The following is a 14,498-nucleotide window of genomic DNA, read 5'->3' on the forward strand; positions in this document are numbered from 1 at the left end:
ACTGTAGTCCAGGTGAACAAAAAAGCAATTTTGGTGTCTGGCGCGTGAACCCCGAGCCGATCGGCAGATGCGCAACAGCCCCTCGATGTGCAAATGGGTTCTGCAGATGGCTCTAAAGCCCCTTCATAAGCTAATTCCCAAAAGTTATTTATTTTAAGATTCTTAGATCACTTAGTCTCCTTATCCAGCCAGTCCTCGGCCCGTCTGATTCGGAGCTTCATCATGAAACTGCATTTTTCCCTGCGCTTGCTGACTGCGCTGTCGTTGACTGGCGCAACATTCATTGCACAGGCAGCAGACTTTACCGTCGCCTACCAGACCACCATCGACCCGGCCAAGGTTGCCCAGGCCGATAACGCCTACGAAAAAGCCACCGACTCAAAAATCTCCTGGCGCAAGTTCGATAATGGTGCGGACGTCATCACCGCAATCGCATCCGGCGACGTACAGATCGGTTATCTCGGTTCAAGCCCGTTCACAGCCGCCGCTACACGCAAACTCCCGGTGGAGACCTTTCTGATAGCCACGCAGATCGGCGCGGCCGAGGCGCTGGTTGCCCGTAATGGTTCGGGGATCAACTCACCGCAGGACCTGATCGGCAAGAAAGTGGCCGTGCCCTTTGTCTCCACCGGCCATTACAGCCTGCTTGCAGCGCTCAAACACTGGAACATCGATCCGGCCAGGGTCACGATCCTGAACCTCGCGCCGCCCGCCATTGCTGCGGCCTGGAAGCGCGGCGACATTGATGCCACTTACGTCTGGGACCCGGCACTGGGCGTCGCCAAGGAAACCGGCAAGGTGCTGATCACCTCCGGCGAACTGGCGAAGGTCGGAGCGCCGACCTTCGATGCCTGGATCGTGCGCAAGGACTTCGCCAACAAACACCCGGAAGTTGTCAGCGCATTCGCCAAGGTAACGCTCGATGCCTACGCCCGATATCGCCAGGACCCGGCTGCATGGATCGCCAACCCGGCCAACGTAGACAAGCTGACCCGACTGTCTGGCGCCAAGGCATCTGACGTACCTGGCCTGTTGCAAGGCAATGTCTACCCGCTGGCTGCCGAGCAGACCGCGCTGCTGGGTACACCGACCATCGAGGCGGTGACCAAAACCGCAGCATTCCTTAAAGAGCAGGGCAAGGTCGACGCAGTACTGCCTGACTACTCACCTTACGTCAGCGCCCGGTTCATCCCACGCTAAGCGCTCTCAGCACAAGGAGACACGTATGGCGCTGTTGCAGTTGGAGCGTATTGGCGCTCAGTACCCCGGTGCAGCGGCACCCGTGCTGGCAGACATCAACCTGAGCCTGGGCCCACACCAACTGCTGGTTGCGCTTGGCCCTTCCGGCAGCGGTAAAACCTCGTTACTGAACCTCATCGCCGGCTTCATCAAACCCGGCAGCGGCCGCATTACTCTCGACGGCATTCCCGTAGAGGGGCCGAGCGCAGAGCGTGGCGTGGTGTTTCAGGACGATGCCTTGCTGCCCTGGCAGAACGTGTTGGCCAATGTTGCGTTTGGCCTGGAACTGGCGGGTGTCGGCCGCTTGGAACGTGAAACCAGAGCGCGGGAGATGTTGGCACTGGTGGATCTGGCCGGTTTTGACCAGCGGCGAATATGGCAGCTGTCCGGTGGACAACGGCAACGCGTCGGCCTGGCCAGAGCGCTGGCAGCCGATCCGCGCATCCTGTTGATGGACGAGCCATTCGGTGCACTGGATGCCTTCACCCGTGAGCAGATGCAGGAGCTATTGCTGCAAGTCTGGCAACGTACCGCCAAGCCGGTGTTTCTGATAACCCACGACATAGAAGAAGCAGTTTTCCTCGCCACCGACCTGGTTCTGCTCGCCCCTAACCCTGGTCGTATCGCCGAGCATCTGCACCTGGACTTCGGCCGTCGCTACGCCGCTGGCGAATCGGCCCGCGCGATAAAGTCCGATCCGCGCTTTATCGAAACCCGCGAGCATGTGCTGGCCAGCGTGTTTTCCCAGCGCACCCGGGAGCAGCGTGTATGAGCAGACTTGAGCCTGTTGGCAGCCATGAGCTTATAGATAGCCGCGAACTGACCGGCATCAGCAAACCGTTCGCCAAACAACCGGCTGCCCCCACGCCGAAGGTTTATCTGAGCACCCGAGCGATCAGCATCCTGACCCTCGTGGCACTGCTGACTCTTTGGTGGGCGATAACTGCCGGGGGCTGGATCGAGCCGCTGTTTCTGCCACCGCCAGCGGATGTGCTGAGCAAAGGCTGGCTGCTGGCAACCAAGGGCTACATGGACGCCACACTCTGGCAGCATCTGGACGCCAGCCTGCAACGCATCGGTCTGGCGCTGGCCGCGGCAATTTTGACGGCCATCCCGATAGGAATCGCCATCGGCCATAACCGCATCGCTCAGGGCATATTCGACCCGCTGATCGAGTTTTACCGACCGATACCACCGCTGGCCTACCTGCCGCTGATCGTTATCTGGTTCGGTATCGGCGAATTCTCCAAGGTACTGCTGATTTATCTGGCGATCTTCGCGCCGATTGCCATTGCCACGGCTACCGGCGTTCGCACCGTGGACCCGACCAAAGTGCGGGCGGCACAGTCGCTGGGCGCGACGCGCTGGCAGTTGATTCGGCACGTGGTCCTGCCCAGCGCACTCCCGGACATTCTTACCGGTATTCGCATCGGCCTGGGCGTGGGCTGGTCGACGCTGGTGGCCGCAGAGCTTATTGCTGCCACCAGCGGGCTGGGATTCATGGTGCAGTCGGCGGCGCAGTTTCTGGTGACAGACGTTGTGGTGCTGGGGATTCTGGTGATCGCCGTGATCGCTTTTGCCATGGAGCTGGGACTGCGCGCGCTGCAACGCAGGCTGGTGCCCTGGCATGGTCAGCAGCATTAATGCATCAGTATGGGTGTGTGCGTCGTTGCGGTGCGCAAATTGAGTGCATGCGCTGATACCGCATTGCGGGGCCTGGCGCGACATTTAGGGCGACCAGATGCCAGCGCCGAGCATTCACAGCGGCTGACTCATCAACCAATCCAAGGTTTTCGAATATGAAAAATACTTAATAAATTCAGTATCTTGATGATATTAAACGGCTTCGAACTCAAGAAGTGCTTAACCGGATATAGCTAAGTCAGCCTGTTCTTTCGGATTAATTCTCAAAACTGGCACGCACTCTGCAATAGGTATTACATCACCAGTTTTGGGGACCTTGGTACAGGCAGGCCGGGGATTCCCCTCTTTTATTCCTCCCGGAGACTGACCTCCAGTCTCCAGCGCCCGTCCACCTTCTCAGTGCGCCAGTCGCCATGAAGTGGACGGGCTGCCAGGAGTGTCAGCACCAACCCCTTCTCACCTCGCTCCACCTTCCAGCGTGCAACCCTGTTGTCGAACCTCAGTTGGCCCGTCCACGGCCGCCCTGAAGCATCGACGTTGAGCACCACAGCGCCATCCACCGTCGACCCTTGGTACTTCGGCTCCTCATTGAACCAGAGCGCCAGCCCGGCAGGCAGCTCCTCGATCTGCTCCAGTTCAACGGGGTCAGGTTGCTGCAGACGACCGATAATGGTGCCCACGGTAAAGCCGACAATCGCCATCGAACCCAGAACTCGCGGCCATAGCTTCGGTCTCGGGTCCTCTTCAGGGGTAGAATGCATCCCGTCCTTTCGTTCGGAGCCGTGCATGTTTCACGTCATCCTTTTTCAACCAGAAATTCCGCCGAATACCGGCAATGTCATCAGGCTATGCGCCAACAGCGGCTGCACCCTGCATTTGATCGAACCCTTGGGTTTCGAGCTGGACGACAAGCGCTTGCGCCGTGCCGGGCTCGACTATCACGAGTATGCCACGCTGCAGACGCATCCTGACCTGGCAAGCTGTATGGAGAAGATCGGCAACCCACGGTTATTCGCTTTCACCACCAAGGGCTCGCGCCCCTTTCACGATGCCAGCTTTGAACCTGGTGATGCATTTCTGTTCGGCCCGGAGAGCCGCGGCCTGCCCGCCGACATCCTCGACTCGCTGAGCAGCGAGCACCGCCTGCGACTGCCCATGCGCGAAGGCTGCCGCAGCCTGAACCTGTCCAACACCGTGGCGGTGGCCGTCTATGAAGCATGGCGCCAGCACGGGTTTGCCTGATAGCGCGCCGCCAGACACAAAAAAGCGCCCCGAAAGGCGCTTTTTGCTTGCAGCGGTAACGCTTATTGCACAGTCGGCGTTTCGCCAGCTTCCTGCATGCGTTGCAGCTCTTGGGCGTACAGGGCGTCGAAGTTCACCGGGGCCAGCATCAGCGCAGGGAACGAGCCGCGTACAACCAGGTTGTCGATGGCTTCGCGTGCATACGGGAACAGGATGTTCGGGCAGAACGCGCCCAGAGTGTGGCTCATCGCGCCGTCGTCCAGACCCTTGATCAGGAAGATACCGGCCTGTTGCACTTCAACGATGAAAGCAACTTCGTCGCCATTGTTGACGGTCACGGACAGGGTCAGCACGACTTCATAGAAATCGCCTTCCAGCTGCTTCTGACGGGTGTTGAGGTCCAGGCTGACGGTCGGTGTCCACTCCTGGCGGAAGATTGCCGGGCTTTTTGGCGCTTCGAACGACAGGTCGCGAACGTAGATACGCTGCAGGGAAAATTGTGGGCCGTTTTCTTCGTTGGCAACAGCACCGTTGTTCGGTTGGTCGGTCATCTCGGATCCTTGTCAGATAGGGCTGAAAGTTTAAGGGGAATCAGGCCAGCAGCGCATCAAGCTTGCCGGCACGCTCCAGAGCAAACAGGTCATCGCAGCCGCCCACGTGGGTCGAGCCGATCCAGATCTGCGGTACGGAAGTGCGACCGGCCTTCTTGGTCATTTCGGCACGCAGTTGCGGCTTGCCGTCGACACGGATTTCCTCGAAGGCCACGCTCTTGCTCTGCAACAGCTGTTTGGCGCGTATGCAATACGGGCAATAATCGCTGGAATAGACGATGACTTGAGCCATGTTCACTTCACCAGGGGAAGGTTGTCGCCGCGCCAGCTGGAAATACCGCCGGACAGCTTGGCCGCCTTGAAGCCGGATTTGAGCAACTCGCGGGCGGTGGTGCCAGCATGCTGCCCCATTGCATCGACTATGATCAACGTCTTGTCCTTGTATTTCTGCAGTTCAGCGGTACGCGTCAGCACCTTGTCCTGCGGGAAGTTCAGGGAGCCCACGATGTGGCCGGCAGTGAAATCCTTTTTCGAGCGCACGTCGATGACCACGCCCTGGTCGCTGTTGACCAGCGCGGTCAGCTCGCGAGTGCTCAGGCTGGCACCGCCCTTGCTCAGTTCGTAAGCGATCAGCAGTCCCAGCAGAATGACGAAGGCACCGGTGATCAAATAGTGGTTAGTGGCGAATTCAAGCAGGTGAGCAACCATCAGTAGGTTCCAGGGCGTTAAAATGTCGGCCAGTATACACAGCAGCCAAGGTGGGCCAAAGTCCGTACGGCAGTGACGCCGTTTGAACTTGTCCCTAAAATGCCGCTCCCTTGTACTTTGTTACTCTCTTTATTCAACCAGCATCGAGTGGGTTCTATGACTGCCACGCCAAAACCTCTGGTTCTTATCATCCTGGATGGCTTCGGACACAGCGAAAGCCATGAAGGCAATGCCATCCTGGCCGCGAAGATGCCGGTCATGGATCGTCTTTACGAAACCATGCCCAACGGCCTGATTTCAGGGTCGGGCATGGACGTCGGTCTGCCGGACGGTCAGATGGGCAACTCCGAAGTCGGACACATGAACCTGGGTGCCGGTCGCGTGGTGTATCAGGACTTCACTCGAGTGACCAAAGCGATTCGCGACGGCGAGTTCTTCGAGAACCCGACCATCTGTGCCGCTGTGGATAAAGCTGTCGGTGCGGGCAAGGCGGTCCACATCATGGGCCTGCTGTCCGATGGCGGCGTGCACAGTCACCAAGACCATCTGGTCGCCATGGCCGAACTGGCGGTCAAGCGCGGTGCAGAAAAAATCTATCTGCACGCCTTCCTCGACGGTCGCGACACGCCACCGCGCAGCGCGAAGAAATCCCTTGAGCTGATGGACGCAACCTTCGCCCGCCTGGGCAAGGGCCGCACCGCCACGATCATCGGCCGCTACTTCGCCATGGACCGTGACAACCGCTGGGACCGGGTCTCCACCGCCTACAACCTGATCGTCGACAGCACCGCCGAATTTCACGCAGACAGCGGTGTTGCCGGGCTTGAAGCTGCCTACGCACGTGACGAGAACGACGAATTCGTCAAAGCCACACGCATCGGTGAACCCGCTCGCGTCGAGGACGGCGATGCTGTGGTGTTCATGAACTTCCGCGCCGACCGCGCCCGTGAGCTGACCCGTGTGTTCGTCGAAGACGACTTCAAGGATTTCGAGCGCGCCCGTCAGCCCAAGGTCAATTACGTGATGCTGACCCAGTACGCGGCAAGCATCCCCGCGCCCTCGGCATTTGCAGCTGGCAGCCTGAAAAACGTGCTGGGTGAATACCTGGCAAACAACGGCAAGACTCAACTGCGTATCGCCGAAACCGAAAAATACGCGCACGTCACGTTCTTCTTCTCTGGCGGTCGTGAAGAGCCGTTTCCGGGCGAAGAGCGCATTCTGATTCCATCGCCAAAAGTCGCCACCTACGACCTGCAGCCGGAAATGAGCGCGCCGGAAGTGACCGACAAAATTGTCGATGCCATCGAGCATCAGCGTTATGACGTGATTATCGTCAACTACGCCAACGGCGACATGGTCGGCCACAGCGGCATCATGGAAGCGGCAATCAAGGCCGTGGAATGCCTGGACGTATGCGTCGGTCGCATTACCGCGGCATTGGAAAAAGTCGGCGGTGAAGCACTTATTACCGCTGACCACGGCAACGTCGAGCAGATGACCGATGACTCTACAGGCCAGGCGCATACCGCGCACACTTCCGAGCCGGTGCCTTTCGTGTACGTCGGCAAGCGCCCGCTGAAAGTCCGCGAAGGTGGTGTTCTGGCTGACGTGGCACCGACCATGCTGCATCTGTTGGGCATGGAGAAACCGCAAGAGATGACGGGCCACTCGATCCTTGTGGCGAAGTAAAACGCTGAAAACCGGCCTATAGCCATCAGGCAAAGCCGGTTTTTTATGTTTCAAGCCCTAAAGCAGTGGCTGCGGGGCGTTTTTTTTGCAGCGCATGGCGGGCATACTAAGCCTGACATTTTTTCTCACAATTCCTCGGTATCGCCCACCCACATGCTTCGCGCCTTGATTGCCCTTGCTCTGATCTGCCTGCTCAATCCGGCGTTTGCCGAAGACGAGCGTGTGCAAACCCAAAAACAGATAGATGCTGCGCGTCAGGATGTGACGGAGCTGCAAAAAGTCCTGGGCAAGCTTCAGGAAGAACGTGCAGGCGTCCAGAAGGACCTGCGCACCACCGAAACCGAAATGGGCAAGTTGGAAAAGCAGGTCGAGGTCCTGCAAAAGGAACTAAAAAAGACGGAAACCGAGCTGCAAAAGCTCGACAGTGAAAAGAAGAAACTGAACAGTGCCCGCGTTGAACAGCAACGCCTGATTGCTATCCAGGCCCGCGCCGCCTATCAGAGTGGCCGCCAGGAATACCTCAAGCTGTTGCTCAATCAGCAGCACCCAGAGAAGTTCGCCCGAACCCTCACGTATTACGACTACCTGAGCCAGGCGCGCCTGGAGCAGCTACGCAACTTCAATGAAACCCTGCGCCAGCTGGCCAATGTCGAAAAAGACATCGATCTGCAACAGGCACAGTTGCTGGTGCAGAAGAGCAACCTGGACAGCCAGAGCGAAGAACTGGCCAAGGTGCGCCAGGAGCGTCAGCAGGCACTGGCCAAGCTGAATCAGGACTACAAGGCCCGCGATCAGAAACTGCAGGCCCGTCAGCAGGATCAGGCCGACCTGGCCAAGGTTCTCAAGACCATCGAAGAAACCCTGGCCCGGCAGGCACGCGAAGCTGAAGAGGCTCGCCAGAAGGCGCTGGTCGCCGCTCGCGAGGCCGAAGAGAAACGTCAGCGCGAAGCTGAGGCCGTCGCCCGCAACAACAGCACCAGCAGCAGTAAAAGCGCTGATGAACCCACACCGCGTCGCCCGGTCAAAGCCCCCGGCGCAGTCGTTTCCAGTGCCGGAGTTTCCTACGGCGGACCTTTTGCAGAGGCCCGGGGAAAACTTCCATGGCCTATTGATGGTCGACTGCTTGCGCGTTTCGGTGAAGCCCGCGGTGATGACGAGCGAACCAAATGGGACGGCGTCATGATCAGCGCCGCAGCCGGAAGCCAGGTACATGCAGTGCATGGCGGACGAGTGGTGTTCGCCGACTGGTTGCGTGGTGCCGGGCTTCTGGTCATTCTCGACCATGGCAACGGTTATCTCACCCTGTATGGGCATAACCAGAGCCTGCTCAAGTCGGCAGGTGACATTGTAAAAGCCGGTGAAGCGATTTCCACGGTCGGCAATAGTGGCGGTCAGGACACGGCAGCGTTGTACTTTGCTATTCGTCAGCAGGGTCGCCCCAGCGATCCAGCCCAATGGTGCCGCACTCAAGGATAAGCCGGCGTCAATATCTGTAGGAGTTCGTTAGACATGCTGCATTTGTCCCGCCTCACCTCGCTGGCCCTGGCAATTGCCATCGTTATTGGCGCGCCTTTGGCGCAAGCTGCCGAAAAGACCGCGCCAGCCACGCCTGCAGCAGTCTCGCCCGCCAAGCCCAATGCCAACGCCAAGCCGCCGCTGCCGCTTGACGAGCTGCGCACCTTTGCCGAGGTCATGGATCGGGTCAAGGCGGCCTATGTCGAGCCAGTGGACGACAAGACTCTGCTGGAAAACGCCATCAAGGGCATGCTCAGCAACCTTGATCCACACTCCGCCTACCTGGGCCCGGAAGATTTCCAGGAGCTGCAGGAAAGCACCAGCGGCGAGTTCGGTGGACTGGGCATCGAAGTGGGCGTCGAAGACGGGTTCGTCAAGGTGGTTTCACCCATCGACGACACACCTGCTTCCAAGGCTGGCATTGAGGCAGGCGACCTGATCGTGAAGATCAATGGCACGCCGACCCAGGGCCAGAACATGCAGGAAGCGGTCGACAAGATGCGCGGCAAAATCGGCGAGAAGATCACCCTGACACTGGTGCGCGATGGCGGTACGCCGTTTGATGTGACGCTGGCGCGGGCGACCATCCAGGTCAAGAGCGTCAAGGCGCAGATGCTGGAAAACGGATACGGCTACATCCGCATTACCCAGTTCCAGGTCAAGACCGGGGACGAAGTCGGCAAGGCGCTGGCCAAATTCCGCAAGGACAATGGCAAGAAGATGAGCGGCCTGATTCTCGACCTGCGCAACAACCCCGGCGGCGTGCTGCAATCGGCGGTGCAGGTGGCGGACCACTTCCTTACCAAAGGCCTGATTGTCTACACCAAAGGTCGCATCGCCAACTCCGAACTGCGTTTCTCGGCAGACCCGGCAGACGCCAGCGAAGGCGTACCGCTGGTGGTGTTGATCAACGGCGGCAGCGCTTCTGCGTCGGAAATCGTCGCCGGTGCCCTGCAAGACCAGAAACGCGGGATTCTGATGGGCACCGACACCTTCGGCAAAGGCTCGGTGCAAACCGTTCTGCCGTTAAACAACGATCGCGCTCTGAAGATCACCACAGCGTTGTATTACACGCCGAACGGTCGCTCGATCCAGGCGCAGGGCATCAACCCGGACATCGTGGTACGTCGGGCCAAGGTCACCAGCGAAGCAGACGGCGAGAACTACAAGGAAGCCGACCTGATGGGCCACCTGGGCAATGGCAACGGCGGTGCCGACAAGCCGACCGTCAAGGGTGGCGCAGCAGCCAAGGCGCGTCCGCAGGATGATGACTTCCAGCTCAGCCAGGCCCTCAGCCTGCTGAAAGGGCTGAGTATCACCCGCGGCAATTGACGGATGCGCGCTCTCGCTCTGTTACTGCTGACACTCTCGATCACTGGTGCTGCCCATGCAGCGCCAGTCGAGAGCACCGGCAAGCCGCCGAAGGCCTATCTCAGCCTGATCATCGACGACCTGGGTCAGAACCCGGCGCGGGATAGCCGTACGCTGGCGCTCCCCGGCCCGGTAACGCTGGCGATCATGCCTGACACTCCGCACGCCACCGAATTTGCCCGCGAGGCCCACCGCGCAGGCAAGACGGTCATGCTGCACATGCCGATGGACCCGGCGACCGGGCCTTACGCCTGGCACCCCGAGCTGCCCTTGCCTGAACTGGAAAGCCGTCTCAATGCGGCGCTGCTGAAAGTGCCTTATGCAGCCGGCATCAATAACCACATGGGCAGCCGGATGACCGCCGAACCGGTCGCGATGGCCTGGTTGATGGCCGAACTGCAAAGACGTCATCTGTTTTTCGTGGACAGCCGCACCAGCGCGAAAACCGTGGCAGCCGCAGAGGCTCAGCGCATCGGCCTCGCAAGCGTCTCACGCGACGTGTTTCTGGACGACGAGCGCACGGCCGAAGCCATCAACCGACAATTGCAGTCAGCCATCAAAATCGCCCGCAAGCATGGCTCGGCAGTGGTCATCGGTCACCCCTACCCTGTCACGCTGGACGTACTGGAACGCGAGTTGCCCAAACTCAAGGATCAGGGCGTCGAATGGATCGACCTGCGCAGCATGATCAGCGAACGCGGCAATCAGGCGAGTGCGGCGCATGGCAAGAATGGGGTGTATCGCTGAGCCTGCGAACGACGAAACGTCCGTCAGCTGGTCTTTCAAATGAGGTGTTACACATCAAGCGGCCCGCTCAATGCTCAACGTAATACGCCGACCAAGCTCAGCCAGCGCTCGCTCCACCTGCTCGATTTTCGAGGCATGCAGAAAGTCCACAAGCCGATCCACCACTTGCCGCGTGCAACCGAGGCGACGCGCCAGCTCAGCACGGCTAACGCCCTCTTCCAACAAGCTGTTCCATAGCATGATTTTGGCAACCGTCAGCGCAGGCAAACGCATCAACAGTTCATGGCCGGGTACGACTGAGGCTTGGGGAATCTTGCGACGCTGATCGACGTAGAGCGATAGAGCCGATTCCATGCCGTCAAGAGCTTCGCTAAATGCTTCAGGCAGGGTGTCGCCAGAGGCGCTCATTTCGGGAATGTCTGGACACGACAGCCAAACGCCTGTCGGCTCCCGATGTAGATCCAATGGATATTGATACATAAGGTCTCACCTGTAGTGGAGCAGCTCGACGTCAATCCTTAAGGCCGAGCTGCTTGATGATCGACTTGCGTAACCCTTCGTGCATTTCTTTGCTTCCATGGTCTGCAAAGATGGTTGCCTTACCATTCAGGTAAACCTTGAAATGACTACCCTTGGCAGCCCTGAACTCAGCGCCTTGAGCCTGCAACCATCGCCGAAACTCGTTGCACTTCATTGCTTGAATCCTACCGTTTCGGCAACATCAATATGCAACACTTATGTAGCGCGGGCAACACTTATGATGCATATAAATAGCTCTTAATTGCATATAATTGGCTTTCGCCAATCTGCGCTCGCCTTTCCAGACATGACGCTGACGGATTTTACCGTCGATCCCGCCAAAACCGAGTCAGCACGTTCCGCACGCAAAGTAGGCAAGGTCTGTTTTCCATGTCACGCGCCGTTTCAGCCTTGATAACCCGATCAATTCCGGCTTAAAGGATGAGGTCTCCACAACGGAGAGCAAGACACCGTTATCAAGGACGGCATCCAGCCGCTTGCGCTTGCCATAGAGCTGCAACCGGCGGGACCGACGCCCGAGCCACAGGTGGTTATGGGGAAAAACCGGTTAGGCGCATTATCGGTCAGTTGGTCGTACGAACATCGCCCGATCGACCATTAAACGGTCAAGATGGGCCCGCCAGACACTGCTGCCGTTGAAGATCTGCACTTACGCCCATGACATCAATGGGCAGCCCTCCAACGTACGTGAAGACACCCTTCCCGCAGCAGGTTGAGCGATTACTGATAGCGCGCCTTGACGGCATCGACCCAACCCTCGGCGCGCATCTGGTCGAGGGCTTTCTGCAGGCGAGCCACAACATCGTCAGGCGTGCTCTTGTTGACTGCCAGGTAAAGTTCGGCGCTGTTGAAACGCAGCGCTGTCTTGAACCCCGAGACCCCTTCCAGTTTCGCCAGATAGCGGCCAACCGGATCGCCCACGGCCCACAGATCGATCTGACCATTGTCGAGCTTTTTCACGTTGTCCCGGTCACGCAGCATCAAAATCGGGTTAAGGCCCATCGCGTTCAGACGCTCGCCGATGGCGTCGCCTTTATAGGCACCAATCCTGTAGTTCTTTGCCTGCTCAAGCGACGTTAACGTGATGGGGCTGTCGCCGCGGGCGAGCATGATCCAGTCATAGGAGCCTACCGGACCCACCCATTTGAACAGTTTTTCGCGCTCAGGCAGGCGAGTGGTGGAGAACACACCATAGCCGGGCTTGTCGAGGGCAAGCTTGTAAACCCGATCCCACGGAAAACGCAGGGTCATGCTGTAACCAATGTTTGCGCGCTTGAACATCTCGCGCACCACTTCAGCGGCAATACCGTCGATGTTGTTTTCCTGCGCGAAATTCTTGCCATCGACCGCCATGTTGAACGGCGGGAAATTCTCGGTGAGCAACACCATGGAATAAGGCGTTGAGTCGCTGGCTCGCGCAGTTTCATTCAGCAACAAGCCGACACCGATCAGTGCGAGAAATAGACGTTTGAACATGTTCCGGCACTCGATCGTGACTGACGCATGCAGAGTGCCGCGAACCCGGCGCACTGTCTAGCGCGCTGTCCGGCGATGTCGCTTACAGGTAATACTCGAATGCCACAGGGCTGAAACAGAGCGAGCGCCGACTGCTTCAAACCCATGGTCTGAAACAAGCGACGCCCGCTTTGATGCGCAGCGACTCAGCGCACCACAATCCCGCGACTGGCCATATAAGCCTTTGCTTCGGGAACGGTGTATTCGCCAAAGTGGAAAATACTCGCCGCCAGCACGGCACTGGCGTGGCCTTCGATGACGCCGGCGGCCAGATGCTCAAGGTTGCCGACACCACCGGAAGCAATCACCGGGATGCCCAGCGCATCACTGATGGCGCGGGTGACGCCCAGGTCGAAGCCGTTCTTCATGCCGTCCTGGTCCATGCTGGTCAACAGGATCTCGCCAGCCCCCAGGTCTTCCATCTTTTTCGCCCAGAGCACCGCGTCCAGCCCAGTGGGTTTGCGTCCACCGTGGGTGAAGATTTCCCAGCGCGGGGTTTCACCCGGGCCGGAGACCTTCTTGGCATCAATAGCGACCACAATGCACTGCGACCCGAAACGAGCGGCGGCTTCACCGACAAACTCAGGGTTGAACACCGCTGCCGTGTTGATCGACACCTTGTCCGCGCCCGCATTGAGCAGGTTACGGATGTCCTGCACGGTACGCACGCCGCCACCGACAGTCAGCGGAATGAACACCTGACTGGCCATGCGCTCGACGGTGTGCAGCGTGGTGTCACGGCCATCGACGCTGGCAGTGATGTCGAGAAAAGTAATTTCGTCGGCACCCTGCTCATCGTAACGACGAGCAATTTCCACCGGATCGCCTGCATCCCGGATGTTCTCGAACTTGACACCCTTGACCACTCGACCGTTGTCGACGTCCAGGCAAGGGATGATGCGTTTGGCTAGGGCCACAGGGTCAGTCTCCAGCTATTCAGCGTTGTTCGCGGTCGCAGAGCGCCTGGGCTTCGGCCACATCCAGCGTACCTTCGTAGATCGCACGACCGGTGATTGCGCCGATGATGCCCGGAGCCTTCGCATTCAACAGCGCCTGAATGTCGCCCAGGTTATGAATGCCACCCGAAGCAATTACCGGGATCCGCGTGGCGGCCGCCAGCGCGGCGGTGAACGGGATGTTGCAGCCCTGCATCATGCCGTCTTTGGCGATGTCGGTGTAGACAATGGCAGACACGCCATCGGCTTCAAAACGCTTGGCCAGATCAATGACCTGAACCGAGCTGACTTCAGCCCAGCCATCGGTGGCGACGAAACCGTCCTTGGCATCCAGACCGACGATCACCTTGCCTGGGAACGCGCGGCAGGCTTCAGCCACGAACTCGGGCTCTTTGACTGCCTTGGTGCCAATGATGACGTAGCTCACGCCTGCCTTGACGTAGTGCTCGATGGTTTCCAGCGAACGGATGCCGCCACCAATCTGGATCGGCAGGTTCGGGTAGCGTCTGGCAATGGCCGTGACCACATCACCGTTGACCGGCTGTCCTTCGAACGCACCGTTCAGATCGACCAGATGCAGACGGCGGCAACCACCGTCGACCCACTTGGCAGCCATGGCCACCGGGTCATCGGAGAACACCGTGGAATCTTCCATCCGGCCCTGACGCAGACGTACACAGGCACCGTCTTTGAGGTCGATAGCGGGGATAATCAGCATGCTTATTCCTTGGTCAAAAAGAGCGGCAAGCTGCAAGCGATTAGCTGCAAGTATGCGTACTCA

The 14,498-nt window shown here is 58.9% G+C and carries 17 protein-coding genes and 1 pseudogene; 9 read left to right on the plus strand and 9 right to left on the minus strand.

Translation table 11 applies throughout. From position 1 onward, the window contains the following. Positions 1-222: 222 nt before the first annotated feature. The 3 genes from tauA to tauC are packed head-to-tail and all read left to right on the plus strand — an operon-like array spanning position 223 to position 2,883. Positions 223-1,200, plus strand: coding sequence for a taurine ABC transporter substrate-binding protein (gene tauA, locus RYB66_RS17755; protein WP_016981262.1), 978 nt, complete (start codon positions 223-225; stop codon positions 1,198-1,200). 25 nt (positions 1,201-1,225) lie between these two features. Then, on the plus strand, positions 1,226-2,011 hold the full coding sequence (tauB, locus tag RYB66_RS17760; protein ID WP_117182418.1) for a taurine ABC transporter ATP-binding subunit: 786 nt from the start codon (positions 1,226-1,228) through the stop codon (positions 2,009-2,011). Then, the gene (tauC, locus tag RYB66_RS17765; protein ID WP_005745053.1) at positions 2,008-2,883 is read left to right on the plus strand and encodes a taurine ABC transporter permease TauC; all 876 of its coding nucleotides are present in this window, start codon (positions 2,008-2,010) and stop codon (positions 2,881-2,883) included. Before tauB ends, tauC begins: the two co-directional genes overlap by 4 nt. A gap of 347 nt (positions 2,884-3,230) precedes the next feature. On the opposite strand, the gene RYB66_RS17770 is transcribed toward tauC, so the two are convergent. Beyond that, entirely contained in the window at positions 3,231-3,671 is a 441-nt protein-coding gene (locus RYB66_RS17770) for a hypothetical protein (RefSeq protein WP_004655063.1), read from the minus strand. Between RYB66_RS17770 and RYB66_RS17775 the strand changes: the two genes are divergently transcribed. Next, the gene (locus RYB66_RS17775) at positions 3,670-4,125 is read left to right on the plus strand and encodes a tRNA (cytidine(34)-2'-O)-methyltransferase (RefSeq protein WP_005781609.1); all 456 of its coding nucleotides are present in this window, start codon (positions 3,670-3,672) and stop codon (positions 4,123-4,125) included. The two genes, RYB66_RS17770 and RYB66_RS17775, sit on opposite strands and share 2 nt — an antisense overlap. A 62-nt stretch (positions 4,126-4,187) precedes the next feature. Here the strand turns inward: RYB66_RS17775 and secB are convergent, their stop codons facing one another. Genes secB through RYB66_RS17790 form a run of 3 tightly spaced genes read right to left on the minus strand, consistent with a single transcriptional unit; the run spans position 4,188 to position 5,384 of the window. Continuing rightward, positions 4,188-4,676 (minus strand): protein-export chaperone SecB, encoded by a 489-nt coding sequence (gene secB / locus RYB66_RS17780; RefSeq protein WP_002551468.1) that lies wholly within the window; start codon positions 4,674-4,676, stop codon positions 4,188-4,190. A 40-nt stretch (positions 4,677-4,716) separates the two neighbouring features. After that, positions 4,717-4,968 (minus strand): glutaredoxin 3, encoded by a 252-nt coding sequence (gene grxC / locus RYB66_RS17785; RefSeq protein ID WP_002551467.1) that lies wholly within the window; start codon positions 4,966-4,968, stop codon positions 4,717-4,719. Positions 4,969-4,970: 2 nt separating this feature from the next. Then, positions 4,971-5,384 carry a rhodanese-like domain-containing protein gene (locus RYB66_RS17790; protein ID WP_002551466.1) on the minus strand — a complete coding sequence of 138 codons (414 nt, stop codon included), beginning with the start codon at positions 5,382-5,384 and terminating at the stop codon, positions 4,971-4,973. Between the two features lie 156 nt (positions 5,385-5,540). On the opposite strand from RYB66_RS17790, the gene gpmI reads away from it, so the two are divergent. The 4 genes from gpmI to RYB66_RS17810 all read left to right on the plus strand — a co-directional run bounded on the left by gpmI (position 5,541) and on the right by RYB66_RS17810 (position 10,706). Then, a complete protein-coding gene (gene gpmI / locus RYB66_RS17795; protein WP_005733621.1) occupies positions 5,541-7,073 on the plus strand; it encodes a 2,3-bisphosphoglycerate-independent phosphoglycerate mutase in 1,533 nt (510 codons plus the stop codon). A 153-nt stretch (positions 7,074-7,226) separates the two neighbouring features. After that, positions 7,227-8,549 carry a murein hydrolase activator EnvC family protein gene (locus RYB66_RS17800; RefSeq protein ID WP_029240926.1) on the plus strand — a complete coding sequence of 441 codons (1,323 nt, stop codon included), beginning with the start codon at positions 7,227-7,229 and terminating at the stop codon, positions 8,547-8,549. A gap of 33 nt (positions 8,550-8,582) precedes the next feature. Then, a complete protein-coding gene (locus tag RYB66_RS17805) occupies positions 8,583-9,920 on the plus strand; it encodes a S41 family peptidase (protein WP_002551463.1) in 1,338 nt (445 codons plus the stop codon). Positions 9,921-9,923: 3 nt separating this feature from the next. Continuing rightward, complete coding sequence (locus RYB66_RS17810; protein ID WP_005745049.1) at positions 9,924-10,706, plus strand: divergent polysaccharide deacetylase family protein; 783 nt, start codon at positions 9,924-9,926, stop codon at positions 10,704-10,706. Between the two features lie 54 nt (positions 10,707-10,760). On the opposite strand, the gene RYB66_RS17815 is transcribed toward RYB66_RS17810, so the two are convergent. Next, entirely contained in the window at positions 10,761-11,186 is a 426-nt protein-coding gene (locus tag RYB66_RS17815) for a type II toxin-antitoxin system HicB family antitoxin (RefSeq protein ID WP_016981256.1), read from the minus strand. Between the two features lie 31 nt (positions 11,187-11,217). Beyond that, the gene (locus RYB66_RS17820; protein ID WP_005781617.1) at positions 11,218-11,400 is read right to left on the minus strand and encodes a type II toxin-antitoxin system HicA family toxin; all 183 of its coding nucleotides are present in this window, start codon (positions 11,398-11,400) and stop codon (positions 11,218-11,220) included. Positions 11,401-11,721: 321 nt separating this feature from the next. On the opposite strand from RYB66_RS17820, the pseudogene RYB66_RS17825 reads away from it, so the two are divergent. Beyond that, positions 11,722-11,962: pseudogene (locus tag RYB66_RS17825) on the plus strand (serine protease); the annotation flags it as partial. Positions 11,963-11,966: 4 nt separating this feature from the next. Here RYB66_RS17825 and RYB66_RS17830 read toward each other — a convergent pair. From RYB66_RS17830 to hisA, 3 genes are all read right to left on the minus strand, one after another. Beyond that, entirely contained in the window at positions 11,967-12,722 is a 756-nt protein-coding gene (locus RYB66_RS17830; RefSeq protein WP_004663214.1) for a substrate-binding periplasmic protein, read from the minus strand. A gap of 185 nt (positions 12,723-12,907) precedes the next feature. After that, entirely contained in the window at positions 12,908-13,678 is a 771-nt protein-coding gene (gene hisF, locus RYB66_RS17835) for an imidazole glycerol phosphate synthase subunit HisF (protein ID WP_002551458.1), read from the minus strand. Positions 13,679-13,697: 19 nt separating this feature from the next. Beyond that, the gene (hisA, locus tag RYB66_RS17840; protein WP_002551457.1) at positions 13,698-14,435 is read right to left on the minus strand and encodes a 1-(5-phosphoribosyl)-5-[(5-phosphoribosylamino)methylideneamino]imidazole-4-carboxamide isomerase; all 738 of its coding nucleotides are present in this window, start codon (positions 14,433-14,435) and stop codon (positions 13,698-13,700) included. Positions 14,436-14,498: the final 63 nt, after the last annotated feature.

Source organism: Pseudomonas syringae group sp. 243L2 (genome assembly GCF_032587875.1).
GTDB lineage: Bacteria > Pseudomonadota > Gammaproteobacteria > Pseudomonadales > Pseudomonadaceae > Aquipseudomonas > Aquipseudomonas amygdali.